The 13515-nt window shown below is 54.2% G+C and carries 12 protein-coding genes and 1 pseudogene; 8 read left to right on the top strand and 5 right to left on the bottom strand.

Going from position 1 to position 13515, the window contains the following annotated elements:
• The first annotated feature begins 233 nt into the window (after positions 1–233).
• The 4 genes from DOS48_RS28610 (at position 234) to DOS48_RS28625 (ending at position 3895) form a co-directional block, all read left to right on the top strand.
• A complete protein-coding gene (locus tag DOS48_RS28610) occupies positions 234–2471 on the top strand; it encodes a PAS domain S-box protein (protein WP_168654425.1) in 2238 nt (745 codons plus the stop codon).
• 506 nt (positions 2472–2977) lie between these two features.
• Positions 2978–3250, top strand: a complete 273-nt coding sequence (locus DOS48_RS28615; protein WP_168654427.1) for a ribbon-helix-helix domain-containing protein — start codon at positions 2978–2980, stop codon at positions 3248–3250.
• Between the two features lie 10 nt (positions 3251–3260).
• Positions 3261–3560, top strand: coding sequence for a type II toxin-antitoxin system RelE/ParE family toxin (locus tag DOS48_RS28620; RefSeq protein ID WP_168654429.1), 300 nt, complete (start codon positions 3261–3263; stop codon positions 3558–3560).
• Between the two features lie 188 nt (positions 3561–3748).
• Entirely contained in the window at positions 3749–3895 is a 147-nt protein-coding gene (locus DOS48_RS28625; RefSeq protein ID WP_168654431.1) for a hypothetical protein, read from the top strand.
• A gap of 550 nt (positions 3896–4445) precedes the next feature.
• On the opposite strand, the gene DOS48_RS28630 is transcribed toward DOS48_RS28625, so the two are convergent.
• The 3 genes from DOS48_RS28630 to DOS48_RS28640 form a co-directional block, all read right to left on the bottom strand.
• Positions 4446–5327 (bottom strand): rhomboid family intramembrane serine protease, encoded by an 882-nt coding sequence (locus DOS48_RS28630; protein ID WP_168654439.1) that lies wholly within the window; start codon positions 5325–5327, stop codon positions 4446–4448.
• On the bottom strand, positions 5327–6193 hold the full coding sequence (locus DOS48_RS28635) for a hypothetical protein (RefSeq protein ID WP_168654441.1): 867 nt from the start codon (positions 6191–6193) through the stop codon (positions 5327–5329). Before DOS48_RS28635 ends, DOS48_RS28630 begins: the two co-directional genes overlap by 1 nt.
• 84 nt (positions 6194–6277) lie before the next feature.
• Positions 6278–6886: a hypothetical protein gene (locus tag DOS48_RS28640; RefSeq protein ID WP_168654443.1), complete on the bottom strand. Its 609-nt coding sequence runs from the start codon at positions 6884–6886 to the stop codon at positions 6278–6280.
• Positions 6887–7061: 175 nt separating this feature from the next.
• Between DOS48_RS28640 and DOS48_RS28645 the strand changes: the two genes are divergently transcribed.
• The 3 genes from DOS48_RS28645 (at position 7062) to DOS48_RS28655 (ending at position 9640) form a co-directional block, all read left to right on the top strand.
• A complete protein-coding gene (locus tag DOS48_RS28645) occupies positions 7062–7733 on the top strand; it encodes a hypothetical protein (protein ID WP_168654444.1) in 672 nt (223 codons plus the stop codon).
• Positions 7734–7910: 177 nt separating this feature from the next.
• Positions 7911–8471, top strand: coding sequence for a hypothetical protein (locus tag DOS48_RS28650; RefSeq protein WP_168654446.1), 561 nt, complete (start codon positions 7911–7913; stop codon positions 8469–8471).
• Positions 8468–9640 (top strand): polymer-forming cytoskeletal protein, encoded by a 1173-nt coding sequence (locus DOS48_RS28655; protein ID WP_168654447.1) that lies wholly within the window; start codon positions 8468–8470, stop codon positions 9638–9640. Before DOS48_RS28650 ends, DOS48_RS28655 begins: the two co-directional genes overlap by 4 nt.
• Positions 9641–9796: 156 nt before the next feature.
• On the opposite strand, the gene DOS48_RS28660 is transcribed toward DOS48_RS28655, so the two are convergent.
• Positions 9797–10945, bottom strand: coding sequence for a signal peptidase I (locus tag DOS48_RS28660; protein WP_168654449.1), 1149 nt, complete (start codon positions 10943–10945; stop codon positions 9797–9799).
• 368 nt (positions 10946–11313) lie between these two features.
• Between DOS48_RS28660 and DOS48_RS28665 the strand changes: the two genes are divergently transcribed.
• On the top strand, positions 11314–13005 hold the full coding sequence (locus tag DOS48_RS28665) for a Na+/H+ antiporter NhaC family protein (protein ID WP_168654629.1): 1692 nt from the start codon (positions 11314–11316) through the stop codon (positions 13003–13005).
• Positions 13006–13016: 11 nt separating this feature from the next.
• Here DOS48_RS28665 and DOS48_RS28670 read toward each other — a convergent pair.
• Positions 13017–13466, bottom strand: a pseudogene (locus DOS48_RS28670) (RNA-guided endonuclease InsQ/TnpB family protein); the annotation flags it as partial.
• Positions 13467–13515 lie beyond the last annotated feature (49 nt).

A 13515-nucleotide genomic window follows, 5' to 3' on the forward strand; every position in this document is an offset into this window, starting at 1 on the left:
GGGTTCACGACCGAGGGTTTGCCAACTATCTTCTTTCAAGGCGAGAATCCCGCCGTTTACGGCGGGCGTGAAGCCGACAACTACCTCACGTTCCACTGTCGGTTGCAGGCCGAATACCTCACGACTACGAATCTTTATCAGAAATAATTACTTATAAAAAGGGAGAGTCTGTTAGCCGATCGATGTCAATAGAAATATATGCTTTCCTCTAGCATTTTAGGGTACAATCTGTCATGAGTATGGCCTCCGTGACCATTCGTGTCCTCCACGTCGACGACGACCGTGACTTTGCAGATCTCACGGCGACACTTCTCAAACGTGTGGATGACTGCTTCAGCGTCGACACCGCACCGAACGCAGATGCCGCTCTTGACAAACTTGCCGATAGCCAGTTTGACTGTGTCGTCTCTGATTATGATATGCCCGGAGAAAACGGGCTAAACCTTCTCGGTGCTGTACGAGACCAGTATTCGGATCTGCCATTCATTTTGTTTACTGGAAAGGGGTCTGAAGAAGTCGCAAGTGAGGCAATTTCTGCTGGTGTTACTGATTATCTACAAAAAGAGCCCGGCACTGAGCAGTATACTGTCTTGGCGAATCGCATTCGGAATGTCGTTGATCGATCGCGGGCACAAGCTGAACAACAACGCCAACTTGATGCGATCGAAACAGCACGTGAAGGCATCAGTATACTCAACGAAAACCGCCGCTTTGTCTATGTAAACCAAGCATACGCCGATATTTATGGGTACAGTTCGGATGAACTCATCGGCAAGAGTTGGGAACTGTTGTATCGCGATGAAGATCGCGAAAAAATTCGGACTAAAATCTTACCAACTGTTGAGTCTGAGGGGTACTGGAGTGGGGAAACAATCGGCCTTCGAGCCGATAGGGAGACGTTTATTGAAGATCATGCCCTTGCGTTGACCGACAGCGACGAACTCATCTGTACGGTCCGTGATGCGACTACCGAAACTGAACAGGAACAGGAACTCGAGGAAGCACAAGCTCGTCTCGAAGCGTTGTTCGAGTATTCCCCGGATATGATCACCATACACGATGCGGACGGCATTATCCGCGATGTGAACCGGCGATTCTGCGAAGAACTCGACTACAATCAAGCAGAAATTATCGGAGAGGGTGTGTGGACGGTCGATCCATCTATCGATCAAGAAGATCTCCGTGCACAGTTAGCTGCTACAGAGACTGGTGAACGGTTCCGAGTTGGGACTGAATTCCAGCGGCAGGATGGATTGACAGTCCCCGTCGAAGTCCACGTTGTGCGGCTTGATTTGGCTGATAGCGATCGGTTCGTTGCGCTCTCGCGTGATATTACTAGTCAAAAAGAACGCGAGCAACGGTTGCAGGCCCTTCATGGGACGATGTATGAACTGCTGGCTGCAGAGTCTCGTGAGGAAATCGCCGAGATAGGCGTTGAAGCCGCCCGAGAGATCATTGGGTTAGATGCAAATGTTTGCAATCTCTATGATGCTGATCGAGATGTGTTAGTACCAGTGAGTAGCACGTCAGAAGTTGACGATCTTATTGGATCTCCGCCGACGTTTCCTCATGGAGATGGTATTGCATGGCGAGCTTTTGAACAGGGCGAGGCACAGGCAATCGACGATATCCGGACAGATCCTGACATATTCAACCCGGAAACACTAATCCGGAGTGAACTTCATCTCCCACTTGACGATCATGGAATTTTGATTGCGGGATCACCAACTGTGGCTGCGTTTGATGAGGAGGATCTCGTTCTTGGAAAGTTGCTTGCCAAAGGGATCGTAGTTGCGTTAGACACGTTCAAACAGACGCAGCGGCTCCAAGAAAGAGAAGCGGAGTTGACACGGCAGAATGAACAGCTCGAGCAGTTTGCAAGTTTCGTCTCACATGATTTGAAAAATCCGCTGGCCGTTGCAGAAGGATACCTTGAACTTGCCCGGGAAGACTGCGAAAGCGATAGTCTCGACACTGTCGCTGAGGCTCATGGCCGGATGCGTACCTTGATCAACGACATCCTCACACTGACGCGTGATATAGGTTCGAATGCGGATCGCTCGTCAGTATCGCTCAACAATCTCTGTACGGAGTGTTGGGATAACATCGAAACAAAGCGTGCAACACTGGATAACCACATTGCGAAGCCCATCCAAGCCGATCGAAGTCAACTCAAGCGACTCTTGATAAACCTCTTTCAGAACGCCGTTGAACACGGTGGAGACGACGTAACCGTTACTGTTGGTGATCTTCCAGACGGGTTCTACGTGGAAGACGATGGCAGTGGTATTCCGGCTGACGAGCAGGCCGATGTCTTCGAATCCGGATACTCAACGACGACAGATGGGACCGGATTGGGGCTAGCAATCGTAAACGAAGTCGTTGAGTCCCACAACTGGAACATCCACGCCACCGAGGACTCCAGTGGTGGGGCCCGGTTTGAGATCACTGATGACCAGCTCGGCGGTTAACAGTTATTGGTAATGCGATTTCTTTATTCAGTCTGCGCCGCGAATATTTGTCGGGCGATTCATTGTCGTTCATGGATTGACTCACGAGTGTAATCCGTTCTTTTCCTCTGATACTGTCACCGACCACCAGTAGGTCGGTGCGAATTCGCACGAAAACGTCGCGTTCGATGGCTTCAATCATGGCTTGGAAGTTGTTGGTAATCTGGTTTTATTCAGTCCGCACCGTGTGGGTGCCCCGGGTACGGACCACGGGCATTGTCCGCGCACCCTCGGAGGTGCGTTTGTCCGGGGTCGTGCGCGATCCGGTCGAGCTCCTCCAAGGACCGGGTCATTCTTCCACCGGCCGAATCGCAATCTCGTCTTCATACCGCTCAACGACGACACTGTCGCCGATTTCGATCACAAGATCCTCGGCGAACTCCGCGAAGTCGTCTGCGACGACGACTGAGGCGGATATTGAAGAAATCGCATAAAGACTAAAATATACCACCCGCGTACCACGCGGTATGAGCACTGACGCGGGAGAGAACGGCGATGGGGACATGGTCAAACTCAACGTGAAGGTGCCGAAGCGGCTTCTTGAAGAAATCGACGAGATGGCCGAGGAGTTGGAGTACACCAACCGCTCGGAGTTCATCCGTGAGGTACTGCGCGACACCACAGAGCCGATTCTGACGCCCGGCGCGCAGGAAAGCGTTTCAGAGGGCTACGCGGATGTCGCAGCGGGACGGACGATGTCCACGGACGAGGCCCGAGAACGCCTCGGAATCGACGACTGAGGGCTAAAGGGTGGCCCACGAAGTTGTTCTGACGGAGACGTTGGTCGAAACGTTGGAGCAGTTCGAAACGCAGGACGCAGAGCGGATCATCAACAAGTTGGAGGACATCGGCGACTTCCCGAACCACTTTCTTGATCGGCTGAAGAATCATCCTGGCTACAAGCTTCGTGTTGGTGACTTCCGTGTCCTGATCGACTGGGACAAGGACAACGAGGTGATATATGCCATCGACGCCTTCGAGCGGAAGAAAGAGTACCGTGAACTCGGGAAGTATCGAGAGGTGTGGGAATCGTGGCGAGATGATAAGTAGGTGGTGACAAACTGTGGCAAAGGAGAAAGACGGCTCTGTTGAAATCCTCAATAGATGATACATTTTGACCCGATTGCGGTCAATACAGGGAATTCACGTATTAATTGATTCAGGAGGTGTAGTTCGAAAACAGTAGTATGAATATTTTATCCCCAGCAATTATGTAGTAATCGTTAAATGAAATCAGTATGGCTGAATCGTCAATCAGGTCTCTTGAAGAATTCGTAGTAGGTTTCTATCTTTTCCTGCTTTGCGGAACCATTGTAGGTTTCGGGTTTCAGGGGACAGTTGGTTCAGTTCTCATCCTCATTGCTCTGTTGAATAGCGACCTCTGAGTCATGGTGAGACGATGCCAACCTTGAGACCACTAGCGTCAGCCGCTAACAAACCGACTCAAATTTTGCCCTCCTCGGTCAACACCGCTATTCAACAGAACAATCCTCATCGGTCTTCTTTGGTTTACGGTGCTTGCGGCAGGCTGGGCCTCTCTCGTTGTGCTTACGACAAATGCGTACAGATACTTCCGTGACGAATCTCCCAGTTGGAAAGCAGTGACGCTCGCCTTGTTGACATCCGTCTCTCTCGGTGTGGCCGTCTATTTATTCTTCGTCACTACACTTTATCGACTCTGGTTATCCGTTGGAGGGCTCGGATTTTTTTGCTCTCTTGGGCTTGTCATGGCAGTGTACGAACAGATGATAACGGCGCTGTATCCCCGCCCTACTGCGCTACTCGGACTACGCCCTGCGTTGCTCGTTGAGGACGGGGGCTTAGCGCCTGCAGTCAGCTAAATCCGGGCCGCTCGGTGTCCTACGGTTTCCAGATTTTCTCGTGGATTTGTGCAAAATCGAGGAGAAAGCCTCGCACTTCAGCGCAGGGAGGATGTCAATCAGCGTCGAGTAGTAACAGCACCGCGATATAACTGCTCAGAAAGCCTAATGAATACCCAAGGAAGTGTGTATACACATTTACCAGCCCGGATGCTGATAGCGGGTCTGCTGGGAATGCCGTGATTAACGCGGCGGTAATAACGACAATTGACCAGATACCGAGTTCAAGAAACCCCGGTAGCGGTTCACGTAAGATTGAGCGATCGACCCCGGATCGCCGCAACGTCACACCGTATCCGATGACGGCAAGCAACGCCACGATCGTTAACGCGGCCGCGAGCCCCGGCCGGACGGCAGCAACTGCGAGTGGTATCACGATAACCAAACCTATGAAGAACAGCCCAGCGGCAATACTGCGCCGAGCGACGCTGACGACAGGGAATCGGCGCCGGGTGTACTCGGCGAGTGCGACGGGGAGGTAGCCGACAAACGCGAGTGTCAGTCCCGACGCTCCGAGGGAAAGCGCTTCGCGGGGGAGAATAAGGTTCAACCCAGACAATACGAATGGGAACACAGCGAAAACGACGACGAAGACAGTGTAAAACAGCTGCCTGCGGCCGGCAAGCGCTGAGAGAAGATATACCGTCGGAACGACAACGAGATACGCCGTGAGGTTCCGAAGCAGGTGTACGGCATCGGCGTGGGCGAAGTTAGCAGTTAGCGCCGTCAGTACGTCCGGGTCGTTGTACGAGAATGCCAACTGCTGCCGCAGTTCCGGCGGGAGTAGCCCAACCCCGAGGAATAACGCTGCGGGGAGCAGGAATGCAACGATATCGATAGGCTGAACCACACGCCGTACCGCATCGGAAAACGACTCTTCTGTCGACGCCACAGATCCGTGTGTCGTGTTGACCCCCTCATCGGCTGCCGTCGTCATTATTCTGATCCACCCATATTACTTGCTACGCCGCCAGCAGCTACTCGGATCCGATAGACGTAGCTGAAGGTGAGGATCGTCGCGATCCCGCCTACGGCACCTAGCGAGATGGGAGTGCCAAAGCCGGCGAGTTCGATCAGGTCACCGGGGTCGGCGCCGGCACCCAAATCGCCGTCGTCGCCCGCCACCGCGCCGTCATCGTCTCTCGTCCCGTCTTCGCCGTCTTCGCCGTTTCCGCTCTCTCCACCCGGCGTATCCCCATCCTCTTCGTCAAACTCTTCCTCGTCAGCGTCATCATCAGCGTCGGTGTCATCATCAACTGCGGCACCACTACCCTCACTAGCGCTACTCCCACCTCCACCGCCGCTGCCGCCACCGCCAACATTGCCACCATTATTGTCCGCGTCATCGTCCGGGACATCAACTGTGAGCTCAATCGTGCTAGAGAACCCCTGCGCGCTTGTCGAGATGACCGCGCCGAACAGCACTGACTCGCCCGGCTGGAGTTCGACCGTCCCGTTGCCGAAGGTTTCGCCCGTGTCCATCCGTTCAAGCGTGACGCGGTCGTCGGTGCTTTCAACCCGGACCTCGGTCGCGTTGTCGCTGTCCTCGTAGCCAGCAAAGCCGATCACGAACAAGTCGTTTACCCGCGTCTGGCTGCCCGGTGGAAGGGTGTTGAACTGTAGTCGGACTCGGTCGGTGTCGTCGATCTGGACGTACTGCTCGCCGTTGTCGCTATCGGCAGCATCAAGATATACTTCGGAATCTGGCGCGACCTCGTCGCCGTCGGTGAAGGCCGCCGCGGTGGCGGTCGCGCCGCTGAACAGGACGAAGGCAGTGAGCACGATGACGACAGTGCGGTTCATTCGAATTGAGGTGGGTCGAGTGGTCGGCGCCAACCCTGATTATTTATCAGTTTTAATTTGTACTACGTGATGCGTAAGGGATGCCTACTCGTCGGCGTCCACAACGAATGTTACCTGATTAATGTCGTCTAGGTCGTTACCGTTGCCATCACCACGAAGGTCAACCTCTATGTCAACAATTATCTTGTTGCCAGTGTTTAGCTGGGTTTCATTCTTAGTACTGCTATCGCTCGTACCCTCAGCGACAATAGTGCTCCCTCCAACGAGAAAATCGAGCACGTCTTGATCAAGGAAGTTCCCATCTTTATCCTTTGGTACAACATAGATCGTCGCATCAAGACCGGAGTCATCGGTAGCGGGTCCTCCATTCTGATCGGTATTGTTCTTGATCTCAAGCGCGTCTTCAAATGTTGTTTTTGACTGCTCGTTGAGATCAGTCTGAGAGAATTCAATTACCTCGATACCATTATTGCTATCGTCGGTACCGGTACCCTCACTTGTCGTGCGTATGAGTCGGTTCGCGCCAACGGCATCCGCATTCCTTCGAAATATAATTTGTGCATTGCTGTCATTATTGACGTTGAGTTCGACAGCACGGTCGGCCTCTATCGAGGTGAACGCACCCGATCCGAACGCGGCTCCGACGCTGATGCTTGCTGTGCCGAGTCCACCAAGCAGCACTCGTCGTTTCATTATCACTCTCTACTAGCCGGAGAGGTATAGTATTGCGCCGCGTTAAGCGGGCACTCCGCGCGATGGCTACCGCCCCAGTAGTGCTTGACGGTGGCCCACACGATCTAAATGTCGCATTTAGACCGCTAACGCGGCGGATTACTAAGTGCCCGCTACACAATACTGAAGTGTAACAATGAAGATTAACCGTCGAAGTGTACTGGGTGCAATCGGGCTGGTCGGCGTCGGAACAGGTGCTGCGTTCGGGTCGGGAGCATTTAGTTCGACCACTGCCGAACGTGCGGTCGAAGTGAATGTGTTCGGTGCGGGTGTGAGCGATCCGGGGACAGATGGCGTCGTATCGGGACTTAGTGAAGAAGAAGAAGATGACCTCGCAGATGATATTGCCGGAAACTTCGTTGACGTGTTGGTTGATGCTTCTTCCCCCACCGTTGATATTTACAACGCCGCTGGCAACACTTCGGTCTCTACAGATGGGACCGACGTGTTCCCGGAGAAATCAGGCACCTACACCAATATCAGTACTGACTACGTGAGTCTTGTTGCTAATGATGTGACAATCGTGTTTGGGGATGAGGACGGACTTCCACCAAACTCAAATGTCAACTATACCGACTTCTTCGCGTTTGTGGGCAACGCTTCCAATGACTTTAACGTCACCTTTGGTGACACAAATGGCGGCAGTATTCTCAACAAGGTAGATGGTAAGACAGTTTCTAGTGGTGCTACAAAGACCGTAACCTCAGGTACCACCGGCAATTTCGTAGGTGCTAATGTCAAGACAGGAACTGCCGACAATAGTCGCGAGCAGTTGGATATCCGGATCGAACAGTCAGATTCAAACTAATCTGAGCCGCTTTTTGTGGAGAAATATGCGAATTCGTCTGGAGATACAATACTTATCCTAAAGTATTTAACAATACAAATATCAAATAAAAAGAAATATGAAATCGGACGGTTTATGCTTTTGAATATAGTAAGTAAGCTATAATTATCTGAATGCCGTCGCAGTCTCAAACTACATATGGACTATATGGAATATTCGAAGGCTGACACCTCTTCACTTTCGAGCGACGAGGTCCACGACCTGTTGAGCAACCCACGCCGTCGCCATACACTTCACATTATGAAACGCGACGACGGCACAGCGGAACTCTCGTCGATCGCCGAGCAAGTCGCAGCGTGGGAAAATGAGAAGCCACGTTCAGAGGTCACCTCTCAGGAGCGCCACCTCGTCTACACCTCCATACAGCAGAACCACATCCCACGGCTAGAACGCGCAGGTGTCATCACCCACCAGCGGGGTGAGCTTGAGCTGACGGACGAGGCCGAGGAGCTCGATATCTACATGGACATCGTCCCACGGAGTTCGATCCCGTGGGGCGAGTACTACCTCGGGCTATCGGCGTTTTCACTTGCACTTGTCGCTGCCGTCTGGGTCGGCATCTTTCCGGCATCGGTCCCGGATTTGGCGTGGGCGGCGCTGATCGGCATTCTGTTCGCCGGTTCGGCTGCCTATCACGTCTACAAGAGCCGTGAAATGCTGCTCGGGGACAACGAGAAACCGCCGGAGTTCCGGTCATGAGTGAGAAAAATTGGACTCGACGGGCCGCGCTCGGGCTGATCGGGGGTGGGGTAGGATTGTTCGCCACAGAGACGTCCGGATTCACGACAGTTGATACACCACGGAACGCCGAACTCGGAACAGCTCCGGACCCAGACGGACTCCTCGGAGTGACAAACACTGATCAGACCGTGACGGGTACGATGGACGAGGAAGTGACGCTGACCACCGTGACAAATCGTTTCGGGCTTGACTTCGACGACGTTTCGGTCACACTGGGGGAGGACGCCCCGGATTTTATCACCACCGTATCAGCCCCTGACTCACTTCCTGCGAATGAAGATGGCGGCGAAGCCGTGCGCGTAGAGTTCGTTGGTTGCCCTACGACGACAACCGAGCACGTAGATGTTGATTTTGTTGCGAGCGGTCCGGATTACAGCGTGGAGTTTTCGCGCACATTCACTGTCAAGTGCGTGGTCCCGGAACCTGCAAAATGCCCAGTTACCGTTGGCGATGGTGCGATAAACGGTGATGAGTTCGACGAAGGGAACCAGAAGGGGAACAGTGGGCAGGCAGTCATTAATAAAGGGAAGACAGACGGAGAGGTCGCCGGAGATATTACTATCGACAACCTTAATATAAAGATCAACAACGTCCGAGTCTCGGGGAACGTCACAGGCAAAAAAATCAGAATAAACCCAAACACCAGCATCGGGGGCAAGATTACGGCTTTCAACTCAGTTGTAATAAAAGAGAATTCTGTCGTTTGTGGTGCTAGTGACAAGGCAATCGACGCAGATGGAAGCGTTACGATCAGCGGGACGGTCAACGGAGATGTTCATGCAGGAGGAGATGTAACAATAAATCCGAACGGCAAGGTCGAGGGTAATAGTGACAAGGCAATCGACGCGGATGGAAGCGTTACGATCCGCGGGACGGTCAACGGAGATGTTCATGCAGGAGGAGCTGTAACGATAAATCCGAACGGCAAGGTCGAGGGTAACGTTGATGCTGGAGGCTCCGTCACGGTTAACGGTAAAATCGTGGGCGACGTTACCCCGCAAGGTAGCGTCAGCGGCAATGAAGCGGTCACTGGCAACGACTCACAGGAGCAATCTATGGGGGAAGGAGAAGACGAGGAGGAAGGAGACGAGGAAGGAAACGAGGAAGCAGACGGGGAAGAAGACTAATGTGATGTCGACGGGGCCGATAGCTTGTGTTACGGAGAATCGAGGAGAAAGCCTCGCGCTTCAGCGCGGGGAGGATGTCAAGAGTTGTCGGATTCAACCCCGGAGTCAAGCCCCGGGGCATTCTCCTTGTATTCTGTAAAGCCAACAGCCTATTTTTCATTTCAACAGCCGTTTGATCCGCATTCGGAGCGGAATATCCCGCGTCCGGCTCCGAACCCGCTTCGCCCCGAACCCGAAGACCGCACCGACAAGGGTGAGAACACTCCCGAGTACCAACGCGTTGAACGCGCCCACCGCCACGAGCGGATGGATCTCGTGTAACGAAACGATCAGCGAGGGTGGCGCGACGAGGAAGTATCGGTGTTCCGAGATTGTCACCACAGCCTGCTCTCCGGGGGGTGGCGCTATCACCTCAAGCGTCGCCGTCGCCGACTCGCCGTGGGGAATCGCCAACTCGTTGCTGTTCAACTCTCCACCGGAGCGTCCCGTCTCCAACAAAACCAACATGGCGATCAGACCACTGTTCTCGGCAGTGAGTTCGGTTTCGACGATCTCTCCCGGTTCCGTACCTCCGGGCAGATCGTCGCCGTCAATCACAACCTGTTGGGTGCCCGTCGGCGCGAATAGCGCCGCGTTAGCGGGCACGAGGATCAGAAACGCCAGCGCGAGTGCGACCCAGCGACCGTCTATCCCCTGATCGCCAAACCGCGATCGGCTTCGCGTCCTGTCCCGTTCACGTCCGACCCGGAGGTCGTCGACGAACACAAATAATAAAAGGACCAGTCCAGTCGCGACAAACAGCCCACTTATCGTCCGTGAGTCGACGGGATCGATACCTAGAGCCCCCGCAACGGCTGTTTGGGCACTTTCGCCCGCGCCAGTAATCGCCTCGACGCCGGTACCGAACCCCGGAAGTCGAAGTACCTGACCGTTCACCTGCAACGCGGTGGCGACGACCCGGTCGTCGGTCACGGGCGGTTCATCGCTTTCCTGATCGCGAAACGGGTTGTTGTCTCCCCGTGTAATATACCCCCTCTCCGTGGCTTCGACGACTCGGTGCGTTGTGAGCCCGCCGCCCTGCAGTTCGACCGCATCAAAGACGATGACGTCTCCCGATTCAATATCGCCCGATACACTTGCCGGAACAGCAACGAATCCATCACCAGCTTCCAGCGTCGGTGACATACTCTCAGACGTGACATATCCCAATAAGACGGGTTGGCCAGTGAGTTGTCCGATGACAAGGGCAATAACAGCGAAAACTGCAAGAATAGCAAAAACATCTGCCGCAGTCCGCCGTAACATAAGCTAGTTATCGGTGGTGCTTGTATTAAATTGCCGCTTGATCTCTTGGGTTTGATCGGTTGTGTTGAGTCGACATACGACAACGAGGCAGGCCGCTAAATCAAAGGAGTTGAAGCGGGAGAGTTCAGTTGTTCATGACCCAAATCTCCCGCTTCATCGGGGAAATTATCCCCGGGATAAAGCGCGAGGCTTTCTCCTCGATTCTCCGTAAAATCTGCTCAGCGAGGTCTGTGTCACTTTCTTTTTAGTTCGGGGAGTGAACGTGTATCAAAAATTTTAATTTAAAACGGTATCAAATCCTGCTCGTGGCTACCACAAGTTACGGCTTGTTAGCGTTGGCACCGCCGCTTCTGGCAATCGTGTTGGCGATGACGACACGGCAGGTGCTTGTGTCTCTATTCGCCGGCGTCTGGATCGGCGCGATGATCGTGGCGAACTGGAATCCAATCGCGGCGACAGCACTCACGATGGACTGGCTCGTCGAAGTATTTCGGTCGCCATTCAATACGAAATTCATCATTCTCATAATGTTCATGGGCGCGGGTGCGGCGTTCATTCACCGCTCCGGTGGCATCCTGGCACTGGAGCGGTGGATCGGTGATCGTGTTAACAGCGCCCGAGAGTCGCAAATCCTCACGTGGCTCATCGGAGTCTTCATTTTCTTCAGTTCTTACACCAGCACGATCGTCACAGGCAACGCGACACGGGATCTCGCGCAGGAAAATCATTCCTCCCGGGAAATGCACGCCTACACGCTTGATTCGACGACATCTCCCGTGGCGACCTTCGGGCCTGTGTCATCTTGGATCGGCTACCAAGTCTCGATGATTATCGTCGGGTTCGAGGCGGCTACGGTTACCGCCGCGGAACTCGGAATGACCCCCTTCGGATTGTTCCTCCAGAGTATTCCTTGGAACATTTACTGTTTCATGGCGTTCTTTATGGTCGGGTTCATCGCGATTACTCAGCGATTCTTTGGTCCGATGCTTGACGCCGAGTGGCGGGCGCGTTCCACCGGTCGGACTATTCGGGAAGACGCAACACCATTGTCCGACGTCTCCCAAGACGTCGGCGAGCCGAGCGACAGAAACCCGACCCTCGTGAATTTCTTTGGCCCCATCTTTGTGTTGCTCGTCGTGAGTTTGGTCTCGATGTGGTGGCTGGGTGGTGGACAAAATCCCGGCGTTAGTATCTCGAAGGCATTCCAAGAGACTGACGTGGCGCTCGGTCTTCTGTATGGGTCTTTCGCGTTCATGGTGTCCGGGTTTATCGGCTCACTCGGCTACCGGACAATGGACCTCGAAACGGCCAGCGATACCATCATCCAGGGATTCAAGACGATGAACATCGCCATCGCGATCATCGTGTTAGCGTGGTCGATCGGTTTAGCTGCCGAGAAGGTCGGCACCGCACAAGCAATTGTGGATATAATGGTCGGCAGCGGTGTTCCTGGGAGCTTCCTCCCCGTCATAATCTTCCTCGCAGCAATGTTTGTCGCGTTCACGACTGGTACCTCTTGGGGCACCATGGCTATCCTCACCCCACTCGCAATCCCGCTTGGGTATGAACTGGTCGGTCCCTCTATCCTCCCCGTACTTGTCGGGGTGCTATTCGGCGGCGCTATCTATGGCGACCACAGTTCACCAATCAGCGACACGACAGTCATGTCTTCGATCTTCTCAGGCTCCGATCATATTGATCACGTTAACACCCAAGTCCCATTCGCAGGAACTGCGGCGGGGGTCACAGTGCTCGTCCTCGTGTTGTACGGGCTGGGTCTTCAGACGGCATACTTCGCACTGCCACTGGCGCTCGTTCTGACGGCAATCGCAGTGCTCGTTCTCAACAAGTTCGACGCTAGACGTAAGGGGCTCCCCGAGGTGATGCCTTCCGCTGACGCAATCGAGTCTGGCGACGTTGATGTTGACGCCGTTGAACGCGGTGAGGTCGATGGAAACAACGGGAGTCACGACCATCTCACACTGATCCCGGTACTGGCGGTTGTCATCGTCGCCGCGTACCTCGCGCTCGTGGTCGCATTCGCGGCGGTAGGCACGTGAACTACCCTACCCTACTCGCTCACGGCTGATGCCGTTCGCTCCCTGAGGGGAGGGCTTCCTGCTTCCACGACGCGCTTTGCAGACACCGAGTTGGTATCCACAGGGAGCGCAGTCTCCACAGGCGTTGATTCGGAGTGTCCCACTCCTACATCTTCGAGGCCGCGAGATAGGATGTTCCACGCCGCGTTCGCGTCCCTGTCCGTCTTAAGCCCGCAGGCGGGACAGGTGTGTTCACGGACCCACAACGGTTTGTCGGTCCAAACGCCGCACGACGCGCACTCCTTGGTCGTCCCTCTCGGATTTACGGCGACAAAGTGCGTTCCTTCACGCTCGCACTTGTATTCGAGTAACGTGAGGAACGTTCGCCACGCGGAAGACGCCGTGTTACGGCTGTTCGACGGTGATTCGAGCATCCCCTTCACGTTCAGGTCTTCGACCGCCACGAGGTCGTACTCCTGAGCTTGACTTCCTCCCACGACTGAAGTCGTGGGATTCCTCTGCTGGGATGTC

This window comes from Halorubrum sp. PV6, assembly GCF_003990725.2.
In the GTDB taxonomy this organism is placed as follows: Archaea; Halobacteriota; Halobacteria; order Halobacteriales; family Haloferacaceae; genus Halorubrum.